Source organism: Streptomyces sp. NPDC102467, from assembly GCF_044765445.1.
Lineage (GTDB): Bacteria > Actinomycetota > Actinomycetes > Streptomycetales > Streptomycetaceae > Streptomyces.
The window spans coordinates 452,589-473,484 of sequence record NZ_JBIWKA010000005.1 but is presented as its reverse complement, the minus strand read 5'-3'; the positions used below and the strand labels follow the sequence as shown (position 1 = coordinate 473,484).

The window sequence follows — 20,896 nt, the reverse complement described above, 5'->3', positions numbered from 1 at the left end:
TTGTCCCGCCCGGCCAGTGGTTGCCGTGCGTGACAGGGAGCCGGTCGGTTCCGGTCAGACTTGCCGGACAAGCGCCGCCGGGTCAGGAGGGGTTGGCATGGAGGAAAGGTTCACCCGCCGGAGGCAGAGCCGGTGGGGCGAAGGCGCGGCGTTGAAGGAGGAGATCGTCCGGGCCGCGGCACGGATGCTGACGGAGTCGGGCCGGGAGAGGGACCTGTCGCTGCGTGCGGTGGCGCGGGAGGTCGGCATCTCGGCCCCCAGCATCTACCTGCACTTCAAGGACCGGGCGGCGTTGGTCGCGACGGTGACGCAGCGAGCCTACGGGCGTCTGGCGTCCGAGTTGCGGGACGCCTGGACGGACGAGCGGGAAGCCGGGCCGTACAACGCCCTGCGTGCGCTGGCGCAGCGCTACTGCGCTTTCGCGCTGGACAATCCACGGGTGTACCGGCTGATGTTCGGCATCGAGCGGATCGAGGTGCCGCGCGACGAGGCGCCCTCGCATCCGCTGTGGACGGTGCACGCGGTGTGGAACGACGCGGTGGCCGCCTGCCGGAGCGGCGGCGGGTCCGCGGCCCCCGACCGGTCGACTCCTCTGCTGTGGGCGTCGGTTCACGGGCTGGTGGCCATGGCGGCGGCCGTGCCCTTCGCAGCGGACCGGAAGCAGCTCGAGGGAATGGTGGATGAGCTCCTCGAACTGGTGCTGGCCAGATGACTCACCACCGACGGTCACCTTCCGTCATTTAGCTGTATGGGGCCACTAACACTGTTAGGAATATGGGGCACGCGATCCTTCCCCCTCACGGAGGCACGCATGACCCCCACCGCGGACACAGCCGTCGGCCTGCCCGAACTCCCCGGCACCCGGGCTGCCGGCTGCCCGTTCGACCCCCCGCCCGCACTGCACGCGCTGCAGACGGACAGCCCCGTCACCCGCGTTCGGATCTGGGACGGGAGCAGCCCGTGGCTGATCACCCGCCACGACCACATGCGCACGCTGCTGGGCGATCCGCGCGTCAGCTCCGACCCCGCACAGCCCGGCTTCCCGCACCGAAGCGCGGGGATGCGGGAGCGGGACCGTCGAAGCCCCACCTTCATCAACATGGACGACCCCGAGCACGCCCGACTGCGCCGCATGGTGACCGCGCCGTTCGCGGTCAAGAAGATGGAGGCGCTGCGGCCCGCGGTCCAGAGGATCGTCGACGACCTGATCGACGGCATGCTCGCCGGGCCGGGCCCCGTCGACCTGGTCGAGGCGTTCGCGCTGCCGATCCCCAGCCTGGTCATCTGCGAACTGCTCGGCGTGCCCTACGAGAAGCACGACTTCTTCCAGCGCCACACCAAGGTCATCATCCGTCGGTCGTCCACGCCCGAGGAGGTGCGTGAAGCGTCCGAAGGCCTCACCGACTACCTGTACGACCTCTTGACGGTGAAACGCGCGACGCCCGGCGACGACCTCCTGTCCGAACTGGCCGTCAAACGGGTGGCCACCGGAGAGATGACCCAGCGGGAGGCCGCACGCATGGGCGTCCTGTTGCTCGCCGCGGGGCACGAGACGACCGCCAACATGATCGCGCTGGGCACCCTGGCGCTGCTGGAGAACCCTGCCCAACTCGCCCTGCTGCGCGAGGCGGAGGACCCCAAGGCGGTCGCAGGCGCCGTCGAGGAGTTGCTGCGCTATCTGAACATCACGCACAGCGGGCGCCGCAGGGTGGCGCTGGAGGACATCGAGGTCGGCGGCCGCACCATCCGCGCGGGCGAGGGCATCATCTTCGCCAACGACATCGCGAACCGCGACCCCGACGCCTTCCCCGACCCCGACCGCCTCGATCTCACCCGGGACGCCCGCCGCCACGTGGCCTTCGGGTTCGGCGTCCACCAGTGCCTGGGCCAGCCGCTTGCCCGTATCGAATTGCAGTGCGTCTACAGCACCCTCTACAAGCGCATCCCCACCCTGCAGTTGGCCACCCGGATCGACCAACTGGAGTTCAAGCACGACGGCTTCGTCTACGGCGTCTACGCACTCCCCGTCACCTGGTGACCCCACCACGCCCGGCGCCTACTGCCCCCACCCCCATCAGCGGAGACGAGAACCTCATGCGCGTAGAAGTCGACCAGCCCAAATGCGTGGCCTCCGGACAGTGCGTCCTCCTGGCCCCCGACGTCTTCGACCAGGACGACGACGGCATCGTCGAGCTCCTCACGGAACACCCCGATCCCGCCCACCACGACGACGTGAGGGAGTCGGCGGCCGTCTGCCCGGCCGCGGCGATCCACCTGGCCCAGGCCTGAGGACCGCACCACCGGGAGGGGTTCGGCCGGCCCCTGTGACCGGTCCGGCCGAACCTGGTGGCGCCTCGTACCGAAGTCAGGTGGTGACCGGAAGAGTGGTCCACCGCTGGTTCGGGCCGCCGGTGCAGTCCCAGAGCACCACTTGGGTGCCGTCGGTCGTGGACGAGCCCGGGTCGTCCAGGCAGCGGCCGGAGACCGGGTTGCGGTAGCCGCCGTTGTACGCCTGCCAGACCTGGTTGGCGCCGCCGTTGCAGTCCCAGATCGCGGCCTTGGTGCCGTTGGCCGTGCCTCTGCCCGTCGCGTCCAGGCACTTGCCGAGCGCCCGCAGGGTCCCGTCCGAGCGCGCTGACCAGACCTGCGCGGCGGTGCCGTTGCAGGACCATATCTGGGCGGCCGTCCCGTTGGCGGAGTTGCCGCCATTGACGTCCAGGCACTTGCCGTCGATCCCGGAGCGCACCGCGCCACCCACCGCGACGGGCGGCGCGATCCAGCCGGCCGCGTCGGCGGCCTGCACGCCCGCGTCGAAGGCGTCGGCCATCTTGCTGAAGCCGCTGTCGTTCGGGTGGAGCGCGTCGGAGAGATCGGCGGCGGTCAGAGCACCCATGTCGACGAGCCGCACGTGCTTGCCCGCGGCCGCCTTCGACTGGACGATCTGCGTCAGCTTCTGGTTGAACTCCGGCCGGTAGGCCTCCTCGGTCGCACTGGTGGAGACGATCACGGTGCCGACCAGCACGGTCGCGTCGGGCGCGGCGCGCAGGACCTGGTCGATCAGCGCGCTCATCCGGTCGGGCGCGGTCGGGACCTGGTAGCTGCCGTTCAGGTCGTTCGTGCCGATCTCCAGCGTGATCACGTTGGGGCGGTACTGGGGCAGCACGGAGTCGGCGATGGAGGCGATCTGGTCGATGCGCCAACCGGAGTGGCCCTCGTTGTCCGGGTCGGACATGGAGCCGTTGCGGCCGGACCCGACGAAGTCCAGCGTGTGCCCCTGGGCTGCCAGCTTGTTCCCCAGGAAGCCCCGGTAGCTGTTGCCCGAGGGGCTTCCGACCCCCCAAGTGATCGAGTTCCCCAGCGGCATCAGGCGTAGGGAGGCCGGGGCGGCGGCCGAGGATGCGGTCCTTGCCGTGGCGGTGGCCGTCGTCGGCAGGGCGATGCCCGTGCCCAGCACGGCCATCACCGACGCGACCAATGCGGCTCTGAGTCTCTTCATGATCGGTTCCTCACTGCTGGGGGGACAGTGGTGCGGGCGGGCCGACGGCCGACTGCTGACATCGTTGTCGATAGCCGGCCGCGCGACACCCGAGACAGGTGCCGAAGGAAAGTGCGTGGGGCTCTCTTGCGTCGCGGATTCGTGCGGAAGACCGGAGCGATGACACGCAGACAACGCGGTGGCGCCTCCAGGAAGTTAGCCAGCGTGCCACTCGACGTCAATGGTCCGAGCAGCAGCCCACATGGCCCCGCCTTTACCGGCCAACTCTCCTGCACAGGCGCCTAGTTGGAGGCTCGTAACGCGACTCTGTTCGGCCAGTGCGCCCATGTCGCCCTGCTGTCGCGCCGACGTGACGCGGAACGAGGGCGGCCCGCATGGACAAGGCGCGCGAGGGGAACTCTCGACACGCTGGACGTCTCGAAACATTTGAGGGCCCAAGCCGAATCTTGATCCTCTGATTGACGAGACTCCGCCATTAATCTGCGCCATCTTTGCGCCGCCGAGCCTCAACTGACCTGTGAAGTAAATCAGGTTGGGTCAGCACCAGTGAGCGAATGTTTCGGGGCGAGTGCCGAAACTCTTGACAGTTGGCAGGGTCAGATCAAAGCTATCGCCGGCGGCAGGACCCCACCCCTGCCGCTCCGGGCCGCCCCACCTGTCGGTCACCGACGCCCCGCAGGTTCGTGTCACGCCGCCCGGCTCCCATCGGCCTCACAAGGACGAGGAGGACGCCCGCACATGAACGAACGCCACCTACCCCAGCGCCCAGGTCCTGACCGCCAAACCCAACGGCAACGGCACACCTTCGGCGTCACCATCCAGCACAACGGCAACACCACCTGGCCCACCGTCTCCTGCACCGCGAGCTGACCCCCACCCTCTCGATGTCGAAGGAGCACCCCAGCATGAGAAACCGAAGAACCCGTCACTCGCTGCGTTCCCTGATGACCAAGGTGGCTGTCGTGACCATGGCTGCCGCGAGCATCCTGACCGTCCATGCCGCCGTTCCCGCGCAGGCCGCCGCCTGCAACGGATACGTCGGGCTCACCTTCGACGACGGCCCGTCCGGCAACACCCCTGCCCTGCTCAACGCGCTCACCCGGAACGGGCTGCGGGCCACCATGTTCAACGAGGGCCAGTACGCCGCCGCCAACCCGTCCCAGGTGAAGGCACAGGTCAACGCCGGAATGTGGGTCGGCAACCACAGCTACACACACCCGCACCTGACCACGCTCGGGCAGGCGCAGATCGACTCGGAGATCGCCCGGACCCAGCAGGCCATCGCCGGCGCGGGCGGCGGTACACCGAAACTGTTCCGGCCGCCCTACGGCGAGACCAACGCGACGTTGAAAGCGGTCGAGGCCAAGTACGGCCTGACCGAAATCATTTGGGACGTGGACTCGCAGGACTGGAACGGCGCAAGCACCGACGCGATCGTGGCGGCCGCCGGCCGGCTCACCAACGGCCAGGTCATCCTGATGCACGACTGGCCCGCCAACACACTCGCCGCGATCCCGCGGATCGCGCAGGGGCTGGCCGCGCGCGGCCTGTGCGCCGGCATGATCTCGCCGACGACCGGCCGCGCCGTCGCGCCCGACGGCGGGTCAGGCGGCGGCGGTGGCAGCGGCGCATGCACCGCCGCACTCTCCGCCGGCCAGTCATGGAGCGACCGCTACAACCTCAACGTCGCCGTCACCGGCTCCAGCAACTGGACCGTCACCATGAACGTCCCCTCCCCCGCCAAAATCCTCTCCACCTGGAACACCAACGCCACCTACCCCAGCGCCCAAGTACTGACCGCCAAACCCAACGGCACCGGCAACACCTTCGGCGTCACCATCCAGCACAACGGCAACACCACCTGGCCCACCGTCTCCTGCACCACGAGCTGACCTCGGATCCGGGCGCGCTCTCACCCTGTCGGCGGTACGCGAAGCCGACTCAGGATCCTCACCGGGTACGGATGGCGGGCACGCCCGCTTCCATCCGTACCCCATTGTGTGAGGAGTCCAAGCGTGGAGACCCCCGACGGCCCGTACGGCCGCCCTGTCCCTCCGCACCACGACCCGTCGTACACCGCGGCGACGTACTACTCGTCCGATTCCGCCCGGCCCGCGCCGACCTCGCGGGTCGACGCCGGACGGCTCTGGGCCGGCGGTGCCGTGACGGCGCTGGTCGCCGCTCTGACCGCGGCCGTCGCCCTCCTTTTCGTACGAGGAATCCTCGGTATCCCCGTCTTCGCGCCGGAGGGAGACGGTGCCATGGGAAACGCCACCACCGGTGTGCTCGCCGGAGGCGCGGCCGTGGCCGCCCTCGCGGCGACGGCACTGCTGCACGTCCTGATCGTCCTCACGCCGCAGCCGGGCCGGTTCTTCACCTGGATCGTCGCCCTCGCCACCGCGATCATGGTGCTGCTGCCGTTCACGACGAGCGCGGACCTCTGGGCAAAGATCGCGACGGCCGCCGTCTACCTCGTCATCGGCGCGGCCATCGGCTCCCTGCTCTCCGCGGTGGGACGCAGCGCCTACCGGCGGGGCTGAGGGACTGACCTGAGCGGGCGGCCGGAGCTCTGGAGCTGGAGGTCAGTGGAGTGAGCCACCGCGCGGGTGCGGGGCGGCTCACTCCACAGGGCGGGAGAGGCGTAGTCATTTCAGCGCCGTGGGCCGGCGCGCCAGCCGTACCGCGTCATCCACGTCCGTGATCAACCGCAGCCGGTACGTATAGGCGTAGTCCCGGTCGGCGAGCAGCTTGTACGCGTCGTGTGTGTGCGCGCCCCAGCTGTTGTCGCCGCCGACACCCATCTGGCGGTGGTTGACGCGCAGCACCACCTCGTCGCGCGGGGTGAGCTGGTAGTCGTGGCGGGCGCCGACCGACAGATCCTCGGGGGTGAGGTGCGAGGCGTTGAGCTCCAGGAGTTCCTCGCCCCACACGAGCAGGCCGTGCCCGCGCCGGTCGGTGAGAGCCGCCCAGCGCACGTCGGTCTTGTTGCCGTTCTCCTGCGGCCGGATGTACGGGGTCCATTGGTCGCGCACGGTGGAGGACCACCGGCCCACGTCCGTGCCGTCGTTGCGGTCCCAGTGGTTCTCCTCGGGGCCGCGGCCGTAGTAGTGCAGCTGCTCGAAGGCCGCGGGGAGGTGCAGGAGGGTGCCGACCTCGGGGAGGTAGGGGAGGTTCGCCGCGCCCGGGTGGAGCGTGTTGTCGACCTTGATCTCGCCGTTGCCGAAGACCGTGTAGGTCGTGCTGTACGTCGACGCGGTGGTCGTCGGCAGCGTGCCCTTGACCGTGATCTCGACCGCCCGGCCGTCGAGGTCACGCACCGTCACGCCCGTGACCTCACGCCGCGCGCCCGCGTCCCGCCAGGTCTGGTTGCGGGTGTGCTGGCCGTTGCCGCGGTCGTTGTCGATCGGGGCGCGCCAGAAGTTCGGGACCGCGCCCGAGACGAGGAGTTTCGTGCCGCCCGACTCGAACGTCGTGATGAGTCCGGTCGACTTGTCGACGACGACCTTGAGGCGGCTGCCCGTGACGGTGACGTTCGCGTCACCCTCCTTGCACGACAGCCTCGGCACCTGCGTGAGCGGTACGGGTACGACCTCGGGGCTGCCCGCGTCGAGGGGCAGTTGCACGCGCGCCACCTCGAACCCGGTGTCCGCCCACGGGGTGCGCTCCTTGGTCGTGAAGGAGAGCTGCAGGAAGTACTCGGCGCCGGGTGCCGGGTTGCTCGGCAGCTTCACCGGCAGCGTGATGTCCTTGCTGGTCAGCGGGGCCACGTCGAGCTGGGCCCGGCTGAGTTTGCCGCGCCGCTCGACCCGGCCGTCGACCGCCAGCTCCCATGCGCCGTCCCAGGCGCGGAGGTTGGTGAAAAGGTTCTCGTTGGTGAGGGTGATCTCGCCGGGGGCGCCCCCGGCCTTGGGTGCCGCGGCGATCGCCTGGTAGATCCGCTTGACCTCGGCGGCCTTCCCGGTGTGGCCGCGGTCGGGCAGGACGATGCCGTCGCCGCTGAAGGCACCGTCGTTGGGGTTGTCGCCCCAGTCGCCGCCGTACGCGGGGAAGGTCTTGACCCCGGCTTTCTTCGTCTCGTGTCCGACCGTGCCCGCGTCGAACCAGAAGCGCACCCCGTCGCCGTCCGGGCCGCGCCCGCCGTCGGCGAGTTCGCCCGCGCTCAGCGCACGGGCGTAGACCCGGGCCCGGCGGATCGTGCCGCTGAACTCCCGTGTCGCGTTGTCGACGTCGCCCGCGAGCGACAGGGGTGCGGTGTTGGCGGTCGGCTTGCGGGTGGTGGCCTTGGTCGCCTTCGCCGCGCCGTCCACATACAGGGTCAGCGTCCCCGCGTCGGCGTCGAAGACGCCCGCGACGTGGTGCTCGTTCCCCGTCCAGCCGTCGTCCGGAGTGGCCCAGGACGCGGTGATCCACTGGCCGTCCGCGTAGAGGAAGAACTCGAGCGTCTTGCCGGACTGCTTCAGGGCGTAGTGAGTGTCGCCCTTCGTCAGGATCGGCTGGTCGGAGTAGCGGACGTGCGGGGTCACCCAGGCCTCAAGGGTGAGGGAGCCGCGCAGATCGAGCCGGTCGTCGCGGGCGAAGACGGTCGCCCCGCTGACTCCCTTCTCACGGCTGAACGAGCCCGAAGGGTTGATGACCTCGCCCTTCAGTCCTACGGGACCGGTCTCGGTCAGCAGGGTGCGCGCCGGGGCCGGCCAGTTCAGCGCCTGGTCGACGAAGTCCCATATCCAGCCGCCCTGAAGGACGTCGTGGCGGCGGACGACATCCCAGTACTCCTTGAAGTTGCCGGTGGAGTTCCCCATCGAGTGGGCGTACTCGACCATCACGTACGGGCGGGTGTCCTTGGTGTCCTTCGCCCGGGCCTCCACCGCGGTCGGCGACTCGTACATCTTGGAACGGATGTCGCTGGTGCCCGGACTGTCGTCGCCTTCGTAATGGATGACGCGGGTCGGATCGTAGCCGTGGATCCACTCGTGCATGGCTTTGAAGGAGGAGCCGCCGCCCGCTTCGTTGCCGAGCGACCAGATGACGGCGCAGGCGTGGTTCTTGTCGCGGTGCACCATGTTCTGCGCACGGTCCACGCACACCTTGGTCCAGTCGGGGTCGTTGCCCGGGTACTTGTTGTTGATGCCGTGGGTCTCCAGGTTGGTCTCGCCGACGATGTAGAGGCCGTATTCGTCGGCGAGTTCGAGCCAGAGCGGGTTGTTGGGGTAGTGCGAGGTGCGGACGGAGTTGATGTTCAGCCGCTTGATGATCCTGATGTCCTCGACCAGGTCGGCGCGGGTGAGGGCAGAGCCGTGGTCCGGGTGCATCTCGTGGCGGTTGGTGCCGCGCAGGGAGACGGGCTGTCCGTTGATGCGCATCAGCCCGTCCTTGAGCGCGAACTCGCGCAGGCCGATGCGGTGCGAGAGCGTCTCGACGACCTTGCCGGAGGGGTCGCGCAGCCGGAGGACGGCGGTGTAGAGGTAGGGATCCTCTGCGGACCAAAGGCGCGGTGCGGGAACGGACTTGGTGGCCTCGACGTTCACCTCGGACGCGGAGAGGGCCGCGGACTTCGCCAGCGGCCGGGTCCAGACGGCGTGCCCGCCGGCGTCGTACAACTGCGTCTCGACCGTGTACGTCTTCCCCTTGGCGTCGCCCGCGTAGTCCCGCACGCTCGCCGTGACCGACAGCTCCGCCGACGTGTGGCCGTCGCCGAGCGGCGTCTCGATCTTGAAGTCGCGCAGGTGGACGCCGGGCGTCGAATACAGGTACACGGACCGGAAGATGCCGCTGAGCCGGATCATGTCCTGGTCCTGCAGCCAGTCGCCGTCCGAGTAGCGGTAGACCTCGACGGCGACCTGGTTGGTGCCGTCCTTGAGATACGGGGTGATGTCGTACTCGGCGGGGGTGTACGAGTCCTCGTGGTATCCGGCCAACTGGCCGTTGACCCAGACGTAATGGGCCGCCTTGACGCCCTCGAAGTGCAGGAACGTCCGCCGGCCCGCCCAGCCCTTCGGCACGGTGAAGGTCCGCCGGTACTGGCCCACGGGGTTGTACCGGGTCGGCGCGGCGGGCGGCTGGGCCTCCTCGCCGAGCCCGTTGGGCCCCCACCACGGATAGGTGATGTTGATGTAGATCGGGGCGTCGTGACCGTGCAGCTGCCAGGCCGACGGGACCGGGGTGGTCTCCCAGTCGGAATCGTCGAGGTCGGTGCGGTAGAAGTCGTCGAGCTTGTCGGCGGGCCGGTCCACGTACGCGAACTTCCAGTCGCCGTCGAGACTCTGCCGGAACGGGGATCTGGTGCGGTCGGCGGCGAGGGCCTGGCCGACGGTCTCGTACGGCATGAGGGTCGTGTGGGCGGGCTCGGTGCCGAGCCGGAAGAGGTCGATGTGCCCGTTCCACTCGTCACGGCCGGCGGTGACGTCTCTCGCGGCGCCGAACGCCGGGGCCGCGGGCAGCACGCCGGGCAGCGCGAGCGCGCCGAGCACGGCAGCCCCCGCTTCCATGAGGCGACGACGGCTTACGTACTCGCTGTGCGGGTGCGGCATGAATGTGCCTTTCCTCAGGTGCAGGGACATGCAACTGGTGAGGCCAGGAAAGCCTGTTGAGCCGCGCCCACCCTAGAAAGAGAACACAACCGAGACAATATCAACGTCAGATTCTGTGGCTTCCTGAGCGCCGACGCCCACACCCGTATCCCGCCCGAGCGGCCGCGCGCGTCACCCCCATGCCTGCCCGCGCACCACGTCGTACGGCGACCGCCCGGCCCGCGCTTCGGCGACCGCTTCCTCGACCGGGGTCCGCGCGTCGTCCCAGTTGCTCGCCGACCAGTCGTCCCCCACGGCGAGGATCGTGCGGCCACGCCCTGCGTCGATGTGCACGAACGTGCCGGTGACCACGGCGGCCACCAGTTCATCGACCACCTCCAGCAGGTTGGCGGAGCCGTCGTCACAGGCGTCGCAGCCACAGTCGGGCAGCACCCCCAGCGTCGTGGCCGGCTCGCCCGCCCCGACCACGACTCCCGTGCGGGGCACTCCCCCGATGGCGGAGAACCCGAACACCAGCGGAACGGCGTCCGCACGCACCGGGCGCAGCCGTACCGCGCTCCCGACACCGGTTTCGGGGGCCCGCCGCCACAGCGCCGCGGGGTCGGCGGCCGGCTCCACCGCGGCGAGGCCGAGCCGGCACAAACCTTGCGTCCACGCCTCCGCGCGGGCCGCGAGGATGCGGTACTTCTCCGGCCGCAGGCACCGCGAGTACTCCTCGTCCCGTACGTCGGCACCGGCATGAGGATCGGGCCAGGGCGGGGTGCCCGCCCCGGTGACGGTGAACGCTTCGTCGACTGCCCTGCGCAGCAAGATCCGATCCATACGGGGACTTTACGCACTCCACAGGGGCTGACCGGGGGCCGGTCAGGGGCTGACCGCCCGACGGTCACGGCGTAGTCTTCGACCGGATTCGGCGCCGAGGACCGGCGGCGGGCGGGGGGAGATGCGCGATGACGGACGCGACGCAGCCGTGGGGATCGAAGCTCACGTCGGTGGTGGTGTACGCGCGCGGCGCGGTGTGCCGGCGGCTGGCCCGGGGCACGGTGGCGGCCGACGGCCGGGTACGGGTGAGCGGCCTGCCGCGTTCGCTGGACCCCGGGTCGCTCCGCGCCACCGTCGTGGACGCGCCCGGCATGCGGGTCACCGAGGCCCGGATCGCCGTCGAGGCCGAACCACTCGCTCCCGACGCACCCCAGGAACTGCTCCGCGAGATGGAGCGGCTGCGCGAGGCGCAGCGGACGGTCGAGGCCCGCCGGGACCGGCAGGCCCGGCGGATCGAGGAGGTCGCGGCGGTGCGCCCGGTGCCGCCGGCGCGCAGGCGCGAGGACCCGCACCGGCGCACGCCCGCCGAGGCGTGGCTCGAACTCGCGGAATTCGTCGACGGGCGGTTGGTGGCCCTGCACGCCGGACTCGTCGAGCTGGACGAGGAACTCCGCCGCCTCGGACACGCACTCGACCTCGCCACCGACCGGCTGGAGAACGCTCCTACGGATACGCCGACGTCGCCCGTGCAGACCTCGGTCTCGGCCGTGCTCACCCTGGCCGATGCCGATGCCGATGCCGATGCCGATGCCGACGCCGGACGCGGTCCCATGGCGGTCGAGGTGGAGGTCGAGTACCGCGTTCCCGGTGCTGTCTGGGTCCCTTCCTACCGACTGACGCGCCGTCAGGGCGAGGACGGTGGACGGCTGGCGCTGCGCGCCTCGGTGGCGCAGCGCACCGGCGAGGACTGGAGCGGTGTGCGCATCGGCCTGTCCACCGCCGACCTGCGGCGCCCCACCGGGGTGCCGAAACTCCGCTCGACGCGGATCGGACGCCGCCAGCCCACACCCGCGCCGTCCGGCTGGCGCGAGCCTCCGGCGGGGCTCGACGCCCTGTTCACCGGATACGACGCGGCAGGGCCACGACCGTTCGAGCCGCGTTACGGGATGCCGATGGCGGCCGGCGGCTTCGCGCAGGAGTCGTCGGAGCCGGCGCCCGTCGCAGCCGCGCCCGCCCCGCCGGGAGCCGCTCGCCCCCGGTCGGCCGGCAGGTCGAAGGCGAGCGTCGCGCCACCGAGTCCCGGGGAGTTCGGCCCGCCCCTCGCCTTCACGGGTCCCCCGCCTTCCGGCGGCGCGGCCGCGCCGCCACCGCCACCGCCACCGCGGCTCGGGCCGCCGCGCCCCAGCGACACCGAACTCGACTACGCAGACCTGATCCTGTCCGGCCCCGACGCGCCCGGCAGCGACCGCGGCCTCCTCGCGCCCGGGACCCCCACCGACCCGGTGGCCGCCGAATACCGTCGCCGCGCCGAGTCGGTGGGCACCCTGCCGCTGCCCTCGTACGCGGTGCGGACGCGCGAATCGGCCGGATCCTTCGACCATCGCTACGATGCCGAGGGCCCCGCCGACATCCCCTCCGACGGCACCTGGCACACGGTCACCGTCACGGAACTCCCGGTCGGTCTGCGCACCGAGTACCTCTGTGTACCGTCGGTCGAGGAGACCGTGTACGCGACCCTGGTGCTCACCAACGCCACCGACCGGGCGCTGCTGGCCGGCCCCGTGGACGTCACGGTCGACGGCGACCAGCTGCCGACCGTGACGTCCGCGAACCTGCCCACCATCGCCCCCGGCGGCACCGGGCACGTAGGGCTCGGTCCCGCCGAGGCCGTCCGCGTGAGCCGCCACACCGAGCTGCGCGAATCCACCTCGGGCCTGCGCGGCACGACCACCGTGCTCGACCACCGGGTCCACGTGGAGCTGGCCAACCGCCTCTCCGCGCCGGTCACCGTCGAGGTCCGCGAGCGCGTGCCCGTGACCGATGAAGGCGACATCCGCATCGACGAACGGGCCGGCTGGACGGCACCGCGGGACGGCGGTGACGGACCCGAGCGGCTCGTCCCCGGCACGCGTCTGTGGCGGGTGGACGTCCCCCCGGGCGGCACCGCCGCGCTCGACGGCGGCTACGAGATCCGTATCCCGGCCGCCAAGGCCCTCACCGGCGGCAACCGGAGGAGCTGACACCCGCCATGCCGACACCCCCGACTTCCGTAGCCCCCGCGCCGATCCCCCTGCCCGTCACCGCGGTGACCTGCCTGGAGGACCGCGCCCACATCGAGCGGGTCGCCGCCCTTCAACTGGAGCCCGGTGTGCAGCGGTTGCGGCTCGGTCCGGTCAGCGCGCTCGCCGTCGACCGCAGCCTGCACGCCGAACTCACCGGCGGCCCGGCCGACGCCACCGTCCTCGACGTACGCCTGGTGCGGGCCTGGACACCGCGCGGGCCGCAGCCGCCCGGCGACGAGGATTCCCCGCTGCGCCGCCACACGCACGCCCTCGAAGAGGAACGGCGGACCCTGGAGCAGCGTCGCGACCGGCTTCGGTCCCGGCTGGATCTCCTGGGCAGGCTGGCCGCCGATCTGCTGCGGGAGATCGGCGAGGGAGCCGGTTTCGGCGAGTCCGAACCGGTGCGCTGGGAAAGGGAGTTGGACCGGGCCGACGCCGAACGCGATACATACGAGGACGAACTCGGCCGCGTAGAGGCGCGGTTGCGCGTGCTGGCAGACGAACTGACCGAAGCACATCACGCGTTGCAGATCAGCGAGGACGATCCGTCGGAGCTGACCGCGCACGTCGATCTTACGGTGCGCGCGGCGGCCGCGGGGCCCGCGCAACTGCGGCTGAGCCACCTCACGCCCTGCGCGTTGTGGCGCCCCGCCTACCGCGCCACGCTCGACGCCGGCCAACTGGCCCTGCAGACAGACGCGGTGGTGTGGCAGCGCACCGGCGAGGACTGGTCCGGCGTACGCCTGACACTGTCGACGGCCCGGTCGGGTTCGGCCACTGTGCCGCCGCGGCTCGTCGAGGACCGGCTCACCCTCCGGGACCGCTCTTCGACCGAACGCCGTTCCGTCGACGTCGAGTTGCGTGAGGAGGAGATCACTGACCTGGGTCCTGCGCCGGTCTCCGGGCTGCCGGGCGTGGACGACGGCGGCGAGGTCCGCGTCCTGCACGCCCCCGCACCGGCCTCGGTGCCCGGTGACGGACGTGCCCACCGTGTCCCGCTCACCACCAGCGGCGGTGCGGCGCACAGCGCGTACGTCTGCGCGCCCGAACTCTCCCCGCTGGTCACCCAGGTGGTGCGGTTCACCAACTCCGCCGGCCACGCACTGCTCGCCGGGCCCGTGGAGCTGGTCCGCGACAGTGGGTTCGTCGGCCGCGGCACGCTGGACTTCACCGCTCCCGGCGCTCCCGCCGAGCTGGCGTTCGGCAGCTCGGACAGCCACCGGGTGCTCCGGGAGACCGAGGAGTCCCGGGACACCACCGGCCTCACCCAGCGGACCGTGGTCACCCGCACGGTCCGGCTGCACCTGTCCCGGTTCTCCGCACCCGGCGAGAGCGACGACCGCGTGATCACGCTGCGCGAACGGATCCCGGTCTCCGAGGTGTCGGACGTCGAGGTCCGCCTGCGCAGGGAGGCCTGCTCTCCCGCGCCGGACACGCTCGACACCGAGGGCGTCGCCCGCTGGGACGTCTCCCTCCCGCCGGGCGGCCGCCGCACGGTGACGCTGGTCTACGAGTTGTCGGCGAGCGCGAAGGTCACCGGACTGTAGGAGTCGCGTCTCGTCCTGCCCGGCGCAGGGCACTCCTCGACCCGCTCGATCCCCGCTGAACAGCACGGAAGAGGAAGACTCGTGGCCCAGACCGAGGACGAGGCGTCCTACTTCACCGTCCGCGACGACACCCTCGTCCCCGGGCCGCACGCGCGGGGCTGGTGGACGCCCGACACCGTGCACGGCCGCCTCCTCGGCGGCCTCGCCGCGCGGGCGCTGGAGCGCGCACACGCCGCCGACGGGATGCACTTCGCCCGGCTCACCGTCGATCTGTTCCGCAGCGCCCCCTTCGCCCCCGTCCAGGTCAGGACCGAACGGGTCCGCGACGGGCGGCGCATCCGCGTCGCCGACGCCGTCGTGCACAGCGGCGACGGCGTGCCGGTGGCACGGGCCAGTGCGGTGCTGCTGCGTACCGGCACGCCGCCGCCCGGACACATCCCGAGCACCGGGCCGTGGGACGCGCCGCCCCCGGAGGAGCTCTCCGTGCCCCACGGCTCCCGCCTGCTGTGGCGGTTCGACGAGGAGCTGCGGCCGGTGCGGACGTGGTCCGGCGACCAGCGGCGCCGGGCCTGGCTACGGGAACCGCACCCCCTCGTCGCGGGGGAACCCCTCTCGCCCTTCGTCCGCGTGGCGCTGGCCGCCGACACCGCAAGCCCGATCGCCCACGCGAGCGACGAGGGACTGCACTACATCAACGCGGACTACACCCTGAGCCTGAGCCGGCTTCCGCTCAGCGACGAGATCGGCCTCGAGGCCGGAGCGCACACCGCCGAGGACGGCATCGCGGTCGGCCACTGCACGCTGTACGACACGGCGGGCCCGATCGGCTACTGCGCCACCACGGCCGTCGCCAATACGGCCCCTACCCGGTGACGGGATCGGTTCCCGTGACCCGGGAGACCAGGTCGATCCAGCCCGCTTCCAGCCGCTCCAGCGGCATCTCGCACGTCTTCGTCAAGTAGTGGATCAGGGCAGGGTCGAGGTAGCCCATCAGCGCCTGTGCCTGTAGCGCACAGTCGGCCTCCGGCACGAGTTCCCGCAAGAGGATCGTGACGTGGGTGGCGAGCACCCGGTGCGAGGGGTGCGCGAGCCGGCGCTCCGGCTCCGGCTGCGCGGCCAGGTGCAGGTCCAGCTGCTCCGCCGACCAGCGCAGGACCGCGACGCCGAAGGCCCGTAGCCGGTCCGCGGCGGGTGCTCCAGGACCGAGCGGCGGGGGCCCGCCGAGCAGGGCGCCCTGCAGCTGCTTCGTGGTGTGGTCGAGCAGCGCCGTGAGCAGCCCGGTGCGGTCGCCGAAGCGGCGGAAGACCGTGCCTTTGCCGACCGACGCCGCGACGGCCACGGCCTCCATCGTGACTCCCGCCGCGCCGTGCTCGGCGACCAGCCGCCCGGCGGCTTCCAGCAGCCGGGCGCGGTTGCGCGCGGCGTCGGCGCGCAGGAACGGTACGTCGTCCGCGGCGAAGCCGATCTCGAGCAATTGGGGCACGCCTGCGGGGTCGGGCGACGCCGGGAGGTGCGGCAGGCTGCTGGGCATGAACACAGCGTAAAGCATTCCGGGCAGAACTGGACCGCGGTCCGCTTAGGGTGGTAGACCTTTAAACGGACCTCGGTCCGGATCGTCGAGAGCATCGCAGAGCGCGATGGCTCAGCACCCCTGGAGCCCCCCATGTCTGTTCGTATCCTTACGCTCGTCGGCAGCCTGCGTGCCGGTTCGCACAACCGCCAGCTCGCCGAGGCTGCCGTCAAGCTGGCCCCGGCGGGTGCCGAGGTCGAGCTGTTCGAGGGTCTGGGCGACCTCCCGTTTTACAACGAGGACATCGACGTCGAGGGCAGCGTCCCGGCCGCCGTCGCCGAGATCCGTGCGGCCGCGCAGCGTGCCGACGCGTTCCTCTTCTTCACCCCTGAGTACAACGGCACGATCCCGGCCGTCCTCAAGAACGCCATCGACTGGCTGTCCCGCCCGCACGGGGCCGGCGCCTTCGGCGGCAAGCCCGTCGTCGTGGCCGGCACCGCCTACGGCCGGTTCGGCGGCGTGTGGGCGCAGGACGAGGTCCGCAAGTCGGTGGGCATCGCGGGCGGCAAGGTGCTCGAGGACGTCAAGCTCTCCATCCCCGGCTCCCTGACCCGCTTCGCCGAGACGCACCCGTCCGACGACGCCGAGGTCGCCGCGCAGCTCACCGAGATCCTCTCCCGGCTGCACGGCCACGCGGACGACACCGTGGCCGCCTGATCCCCGGCGGACGACGCGAAGCGGCCCGGGCCTGACGGCTCGGGCCGCTTCGCGTGCCGTGGCGCGGATTCGAGGACAGGCTCAGGATTCGCGCAGCCTAGGGAGCAGCTGGTCGCCGACGCGGCTGGTCTCCTCCCGGTACGGGGTGTCGGACAGTATGAAGTGCGTGACGCCGAGCTTGCGGTAGTTCCGCAGCGCCACAGCGACGTCGTCGGGCGAACCGACCAGCCAGGTCGTCGCCGCTCCCCCGCCGCCGAACGTGCCAGGTGTGGTGTACAGGCAGGAGTCGAGCACCTCGCCGCGCTCCACGAGATCGAGCAGCCGCCGCTGCCCGACCGCCGCCCCGCGGTTGCCGGTCCAGGTCGACCCGCCGTCCTCGGCCGCCATCGTGGCGACCTTCTCCTCCGCCGCGCGCCACGCCTCCTCCGTGGTGTCACGCACCACCGTCGTGATCCGCAGCCCGAACTCGAGCGGCTTGTGGCGACGCTCCACCTGAGCGCTCAACTCCTTGAGCCGGTCCACGCGTTCGGCTACTCCGTCGAGCGGCTCACCCCAGAACAGCTGCACATCCGCCTCGGCCGCCGACACGCGCTCCGCCGCCGGGGACGCGCCGCCGAAGTAGAGCGTCGGGTGGGCCCGCTCCTCGGTGGTGAAGGGGCGCGGCGACACCGTCGAGTCGGTGACCTGGAAGTGCTCGCCGTGGAACGTGACCCGTTCCTCGGTCCACAGGCGCCGCACCAGATGCAGGAACTCCTGGGTACGGGCGTAGCGCTGGGCGGGATCGACGGTGGTATCGCCGTACGCGGCCGGGTTGTCCAGGCCGCTGACGATGTTGACCAGGACGCGGCCGCGGCTGAGCTGGTCGAGGGTGGCGGCCGCCGCGGCGAAGTTCGCGGGCTTCCAGTACCCGGGGCGAATCGCGATCAAGGGCTTGAACGTCGTGGTGCGCGCGGCCAGCGCCGTGGCGACGGTGAACGTGTCGGGGCGGCCCCAGCCGGTGCCGAGCAGGGCGCCGCCCCAGCCGTGCGCCTCCGCCGTGCGGGCGAGCTCGGTCGAGTACTCGATGGATCCCCAACCGGTGGTCGTGTCGTCGCCGCGGTGGCCCGGCTCGACGGTGTTGGGGATGTACCAGAGGAATTCCGCGCTCATCAGGCTTCCGATCGCTGTTCGATCCGTACCGGCGCGGCAGGGAGCCGACCGATGGAGGTGGCGGTGGCGGTGGTGCAGGCAGATCGCGGCGGCGATGCCCGGTGCGGTGCGGTCAGGCCGCGTCGTCCTCCGCGGCGGTCTCCACGCCGAGGCGTGTGAGCAGGCGGTCGCGCAGGACCGCGTACTCCGGGCTGCCGTGGTGGCGCGGCGCGGGGAGGTCCACGGGGATGTCGACCCCGATCCGACCCTCTTCGAGTACGGCCACCCGGTCGGCCAGGGCGATGGCCTCGTCGACGTCGTGGGTGACCAGCAGCACGGCGGGCCGGTGCCGCTCGCAGAGCTGCCGCAGCAGGGTGTGCATCCGGATCCGGGTGAGGGCGTCGAGTGCCCCGAACGGCTCGTCGGCGAGCAGGAGTTGGGGTTCGCGGACGAGGGAGCGGGCGAGCGAGACACGCTGCTGCTCACCGCCGGACAGCTCGACGGGCCAGGCCCGTTCGCGGCCTTCGAGGCCGACCTCGGCGAGGGCGGTGCGGCCACGGTGCACGGCGTCCGGTCCGCTCAGGCCCAGGACGACATTGTCGAGGAGACGCTTCCACGGGAGCAGCCGCGCGTCCTGGAAGACCACCGACACGTCGTCGGGGGCGGCCAGTTCACCGCTGCCGGTCACGTCGTGGTCGAGGCGGGCGAGCGCCCGCAGCAGGGTGCTCTTGCCGGAGCCGCTGCGGCCGAGCAGTGCCACGAACTCGCCCGGAGCGATGCTCAGTTCGAGCCCGTCGAGGACCCTGCGACCGCCGAGGGTGCGCACCAGATTCTCGATGCGGACCGTGGTGCGGTCCGCCTGATGGTGTTCCTTGCGGTGCTCCGTCGTGGTCAGCCCGCGAGTGTCCGTCGCCATGACAGCGTCCTCCTCTCCACGAGCCGTACGAGGGCGTCGGAGACGAGCCCGAGGAGTCCGTACACGACGAGGCCGACGATGATGACGTCCGTCTGTCCGTACGTCCGCGCGAGTTCCATCATGTAGCCGATGCCGCTGGTGGCGTTGACCTGCTCGACGACGACCAGCGCCAGCCAGGCGGCGGTCACGCCGAAGCGCAGCCCCAGCAGGAATCCGGGCAGCGCGCCCGGCAGGACGACATGGCGGACGAACTGGAGCCTGCCCAGGCGTACCGTCTCGGCGAGTTCGGCATAGCGGTTGTCGATGGTCCGCAGCCCGTTGTGGGTGTGGAGGTAGATCGGGACGAAGACACCGAGCGCGATCGTGATGACCTTCATCGTCTCGCCGATGCCGAACCAGAGGACGAGGAGCGGGATCAGCGCGAGCGAGGGGATCGCCCGCTTGATCTGTACCGGCCCGTCGACGAGCCCTTCACCCAGGCGGCTCAGGCCGGAGACGAGGGCGAGCAGCAGTCCCGCGACGGTGCCGAACACCAAGCCGAGCAGGGCGCGTTGGGCGGACGTCGCGAAGTTGGACTGCAGTCTGCCGTCGGCGATGAGGTCGCGCGCGGTGCCGGCGATGGTCCAGGGGGCGGGCAGGCTGCGCGCGTCGATGAGTCCGGCGCCGGACCCGGCCGCCCACACCGCGAGCAGCAGCAGCGGGCCGATCGCCCAGCCGTACGGGACGGGGCGCCCCGGCCCCAGTTTCCTGCGCTTTCGTGCGGGCGGGCGGGGGCGGCCGGCCTGGTCCGCCGGCGCCGCGGTCGCCGCCCGTTGTTCGAGGGCCGTGGTGCTCATGGCGTTCTCCTTTCACCGGCCGTGGCATCGGCGGCGACGCGCTCGTACCGGCGGTCGAAGAGGATTCCCGCGTCGAATTTCTTGTGCTTCTGCTCTTTCGCCAGCAGGTCGACGGTTTGCTGCTGTCGCTTGATGGCGTCGGTCCAGTCGGCCGGAAAGTCCGGCCGTCCGGATCTTTTGACGAGGTATTCGCCGTCCTCACGGCTCAGCCCTTGATCCTTGACGTAATACCCGTCGATCCATTGCTTCGGGTGTGCGTCGATCCAGATCTGTGCGCGCGCCCAGAACGTGATGAGTTCGCGGACCGCGGCGGATTTCTGTGCGTCGCCGACGGAATCGGTGAGCGCCCACAAATGCCCCGGATCGTCCCGGAGTCCGTGCTTGATGGTGTGGCCGCCGTCCCTGCCGTACTTCGTCAGATAGCGCTTGATATTGACGTCGGCGATGGGCGCGGCATCTACCTGACCATTTCCCAGGGCCGTGGGATAGACGTCGCCGGTACTGGCGAGTTCGACGAGGTGGACGTCCTGCTGGGTGAGACGGGCCTTCTTCAGGATCCTCAGTACGAGCGCTCCCTGCGCCTGTCCCGGGCTGTAGGCGATCTTCTTGCCGCGCAGGTCGGCGAGCGTCTTGATGTGCGCGCCGGGGGCGATGCCCAGCTCGTAGATCGGGTCCGCGATCGGATCCTTGCGGAACTTCACCGCCACGAGCTTGGTGTCGAGGCCGGTCCAGTGGGCGTTGATCGACGGGATCTCCGCGGCCGAGCAGAGGTCGAGCGCGTGCGCACGAAATGCCTCGGAGCATTGCGGACCGCCGCTGATATTCGCCCACTTGACCTTGAAGGGCACCTTGTCGATCTGCCCGGACAGCTCAAGGGCGACCTTGAGATCGGGTGCTCCCACGGTGAGGGAGGTGTCGGGCGACACCTTGGCCGGAATCTTCTTCGCCGCGACATTCGCGCCGACCGCCGTGGACGCCGTATTGCTCACGCACGAGGTCAGCAGCAAGGACGCGGCGGCAGTGGCGAGTGCGCCGACGCGCAGGGACAGGGGCAGAGCGGTACGTGAAATCATGCGTGCCTTCACGGGACGAGGGGCGCGCCTCTGCGCAGGCCGAAACGACCGGAGGGGCGCGTAAAGGGAAACGGGGCGGTCGGGTGCGGCGCGGCGCGGAGC

The 20,896-nt window shown here is 71.0% G+C and carries 17 protein-coding genes and 1 pseudogene; 10 read left to right on the top strand and 8 right to left on the bottom strand.

The genetic code is table 11. The features are described from left to right. The first annotated feature begins 97 nt into the window (after positions 1-97). The 3 genes from ACIREE_RS13205 to ACIREE_RS13195 all read left to right on the top strand — a co-directional run bounded on the left by ACIREE_RS13205 (position 98) and on the right by ACIREE_RS13195 (position 2,289). Positions 98-712 (top strand): TetR/AcrR family transcriptional regulator, encoded by a 615-nt coding sequence (locus ACIREE_RS13205; protein ID WP_404150425.1) that lies wholly within the window; start codon positions 98-100, stop codon positions 710-712. A gap of 99 nt (positions 713-811) precedes the next feature. After that, complete coding sequence (locus ACIREE_RS13200) at positions 812-2,038, top strand: cytochrome P450 (RefSeq protein WP_404150424.1); 1,227 nt, start codon at positions 812-814, stop codon at positions 2,036-2,038. 56 nt (positions 2,039-2,094) lie between these two features. Then, entirely contained in the window at positions 2,095-2,289 is a 195-nt protein-coding gene (locus tag ACIREE_RS13195) for a ferredoxin (protein WP_404150422.1), read from the top strand. A gap of 76 nt (positions 2,290-2,365) precedes the next feature. Here the strand turns inward: ACIREE_RS13195 and ACIREE_RS13190 are convergent, their stop codons facing one another. Further along, positions 2,366-3,496, bottom strand: coding sequence for a ricin-type beta-trefoil lectin domain protein (locus ACIREE_RS13190; protein ID WP_404150420.1), 1,131 nt, complete (start codon positions 3,494-3,496; stop codon positions 2,366-2,368). 745 nt (positions 3,497-4,241) lie between these two features. Here ACIREE_RS13190 and ACIREE_RS13185 point away from each other — a divergent pair. The 3 genes and pseudogenes from ACIREE_RS13185 to ACIREE_RS13175 all read left to right on the top strand — a co-directional run. Further along, positions 4,242-4,366 (top strand): annotated as a pseudogene (locus ACIREE_RS13185) (1,4-beta-xylanase); the annotation flags it as partial. A gap of 98 nt (positions 4,367-4,464) precedes the next feature. Beyond that, complete coding sequence (locus tag ACIREE_RS13180) at positions 4,465-5,388, top strand: polysaccharide deacetylase family protein (protein WP_404150507.1); 924 nt, start codon at positions 4,465-4,467, stop codon at positions 5,386-5,388. A 123-nt stretch (positions 5,389-5,511) separates the two neighbouring features. Further along, positions 5,512-6,036 carry a DUF6069 family protein gene (locus ACIREE_RS13175; RefSeq protein ID WP_404150418.1) on the top strand — a complete coding sequence of 175 codons (525 nt, stop codon included), beginning with the start codon at positions 5,512-5,514 and terminating at the stop codon, positions 6,034-6,036. Between the two features lie 105 nt (positions 6,037-6,141). Here the strand turns inward: ACIREE_RS13175 and ACIREE_RS13170 are convergent, their stop codons facing one another. Then, positions 6,142-10,023: a glycoside hydrolase family 2 TIM barrel-domain containing protein gene (locus tag ACIREE_RS13170; RefSeq protein WP_404150416.1), complete on the bottom strand. Its 3,882-nt coding sequence runs from the start codon at positions 10,021-10,023 to the stop codon at positions 6,142-6,144. A gap of 171 nt (positions 10,024-10,194) precedes the next feature. Next, the gene (locus tag ACIREE_RS13165) at positions 10,195-10,845 is read right to left on the bottom strand and encodes a DUF6226 family protein (RefSeq protein ID WP_404150414.1); all 651 of its coding nucleotides are present in this window, start codon (positions 10,843-10,845) and stop codon (positions 10,195-10,197) included. Positions 10,846-10,973: 128 nt separating this feature from the next. Between ACIREE_RS13165 and ACIREE_RS13160 the strand changes: the two genes are divergently transcribed. The 3 genes from ACIREE_RS13160 to ACIREE_RS13150 all read left to right on the top strand — a co-directional run bounded on the left by ACIREE_RS13160 (position 10,974) and on the right by ACIREE_RS13150 (position 15,487). Further along, positions 10,974-13,025 (top strand): DUF4139 domain-containing protein, encoded by a 2,052-nt coding sequence (locus tag ACIREE_RS13160; RefSeq protein ID WP_404150412.1) that lies wholly within the window; start codon positions 10,974-10,976, stop codon positions 13,023-13,025. An 8-nt stretch (positions 13,026-13,033) separates the two neighbouring features. Next, positions 13,034-14,614, top strand: a complete 1,581-nt coding sequence (locus ACIREE_RS13155) for a mucoidy inhibitor MuiA family protein (RefSeq protein WP_404150410.1) — start codon at positions 13,034-13,036, stop codon at positions 14,612-14,614. 81 nt (positions 14,615-14,695) lie between these two features. Beyond that, positions 14,696-15,487: a thioesterase family protein gene (locus ACIREE_RS13150; protein ID WP_404150408.1), complete on the top strand. Its 792-nt coding sequence runs from the start codon at positions 14,696-14,698 to the stop codon at positions 15,485-15,487. On the opposite strand, the gene ACIREE_RS13145 is transcribed toward ACIREE_RS13150, so the two are convergent. Then, positions 15,477-16,163 carry a TetR/AcrR family transcriptional regulator gene (locus ACIREE_RS13145; protein ID WP_404150406.1) on the bottom strand — a complete coding sequence of 229 codons (687 nt, stop codon included), beginning with the start codon at positions 16,161-16,163 and terminating at the stop codon, positions 15,477-15,479. The genes ACIREE_RS13150 and ACIREE_RS13145 overlap by 11 nt on opposite strands. Before the next feature lie 114 nt (positions 16,164-16,277). Between ACIREE_RS13145 and ACIREE_RS13140 the strand changes: the two genes are divergently transcribed. After that, the gene (locus ACIREE_RS13140; protein WP_404150404.1) at positions 16,278-16,841 is read left to right on the top strand and encodes an NADPH-dependent FMN reductase; all 564 of its coding nucleotides are present in this window, start codon (positions 16,278-16,280) and stop codon (positions 16,839-16,841) included. Positions 16,842-16,922: 81 nt separating this feature from the next. Here ACIREE_RS13140 and ACIREE_RS13135 read toward each other — a convergent pair whose 3' ends face one another. The 4 genes from ACIREE_RS13135 to ACIREE_RS13120 form a co-directional block, all read right to left on the bottom strand. Continuing rightward, complete coding sequence (locus ACIREE_RS13135) at positions 16,923-17,990, bottom strand: LLM class flavin-dependent oxidoreductase (protein ID WP_404150403.1); 1,068 nt, start codon at positions 17,988-17,990, stop codon at positions 16,923-16,925. 112 nt (positions 17,991-18,102) lie between these two features. After that, a complete protein-coding gene (locus ACIREE_RS13130; RefSeq protein ID WP_404150401.1) occupies positions 18,103-18,885 on the bottom strand; it encodes an ABC transporter ATP-binding protein in 783 nt (260 codons plus the stop codon). Then, a complete protein-coding gene (locus tag ACIREE_RS13125) occupies positions 18,861-19,721 on the bottom strand; it encodes an ABC transporter permease (protein WP_404150400.1) in 861 nt (286 codons plus the stop codon). Before ACIREE_RS13125 ends, ACIREE_RS13130 begins: the two co-directional genes overlap by 25 nt. Next, positions 19,718-20,794: an ABC transporter substrate-binding protein gene (locus tag ACIREE_RS13120; RefSeq protein ID WP_404150398.1), complete on the bottom strand. Its 1,077-nt coding sequence runs from the start codon at positions 20,792-20,794 to the stop codon at positions 19,718-19,720. The genes ACIREE_RS13125 and ACIREE_RS13120 overlap by 4 nt, the downstream gene beginning before the upstream one ends. Between the last annotated feature and the right edge of the window lie 102 nt (positions 20,795-20,896).

What these genes read in the sequence shown, in the direction of transcription:
- ACIREE_RS13135 (WP_404150403.1), bottom strand. Translation starts at nt 17,990, where the DNA reads ATGAGCGCGGAATTCCTCTGGTACATCCCCAACACCGTCGAGCCGGGC.
- ACIREE_RS13130 (WP_404150401.1), bottom strand. Translation starts at nt 18,885, where the DNA reads ATGGCGACGGACACTCGCGGGCTGACCACGACGGAGCACCGCAAGGAA.
- ACIREE_RS13160 (WP_404150412.1), top strand. Translation starts at nt 10,974, where the DNA reads ATGACGGACGCGACGCAGCCGTGGGGATCGAAGCTCACGTCGGTGGTG.
- ACIREE_RS13205 (WP_404150425.1), top strand. Translation starts at nt 98, where the DNA reads ATGGAGGAAAGGTTCACCCGCCGGAGGCAGAGCCGGTGGGGCGAAGGC.
- ACIREE_RS13200 (WP_404150424.1), top strand. Translation starts at nt 812, where the DNA reads ATGACCCCCACCGCGGACACAGCCGTCGGCCTGCCCGAACTCCCCGGC.
- ACIREE_RS13190 (WP_404150420.1), bottom strand. Translation starts at nt 3,496, where the DNA reads ATGAAGAGACTCAGAGCCGCATTGGTCGCGTCGGTGATGGCCGTGCTG.
- ACIREE_RS13120 (WP_404150398.1), bottom strand. Translation starts at nt 20,794, where the DNA reads ATGATTTCACGTACCGCTCTGCCCCTGTCCCTGCGCGTCGGCGCACTC.
- ACIREE_RS13180 (WP_404150507.1), top strand. Translation starts at nt 4,465, where the DNA reads ATGGCTGCCGCGAGCATCCTGACCGTCCATGCCGCCGTTCCCGCGCAG.
- ACIREE_RS13145 (WP_404150406.1), bottom strand. Translation starts at nt 16,163, where the DNA reads ATGCTTTACGCTGTGTTCATGCCCAGCAGCCTGCCGCACCTCCCGGCG.
- ACIREE_RS13140 (WP_404150404.1), top strand. Translation starts at nt 16,278, where the DNA reads ATGTCTGTTCGTATCCTTACGCTCGTCGGCAGCCTGCGTGCCGGTTCG.
- ACIREE_RS13170 (WP_404150416.1), bottom strand. Translation starts at nt 10,023, where the DNA reads ATGCCGCACCCGCACAGCGAGTACGTAAGCCGTCGTCGCCTCATGGAA.
- ACIREE_RS13195 (WP_404150422.1), top strand. Translation starts at nt 2,095, where the DNA reads ATGCGCGTAGAAGTCGACCAGCCCAAATGCGTGGCCTCCGGACAGTGC.
- ACIREE_RS13165 (WP_404150414.1), bottom strand. Translation starts at nt 10,845, where the DNA reads ATGGATCGGATCTTGCTGCGCAGGGCAGTCGACGAAGCGTTCACCGTC.
- ACIREE_RS13125 (WP_404150400.1), bottom strand. Translation starts at nt 19,721, where the DNA reads ATGAGCACCACGGCCCTCGAACAACGGGCGGCGACCGCGGCGCCGGCG.
- ACIREE_RS13155 (WP_404150410.1), top strand. Translation starts at nt 13,034, where the DNA reads ATGCCGACACCCCCGACTTCCGTAGCCCCCGCGCCGATCCCCCTGCCC.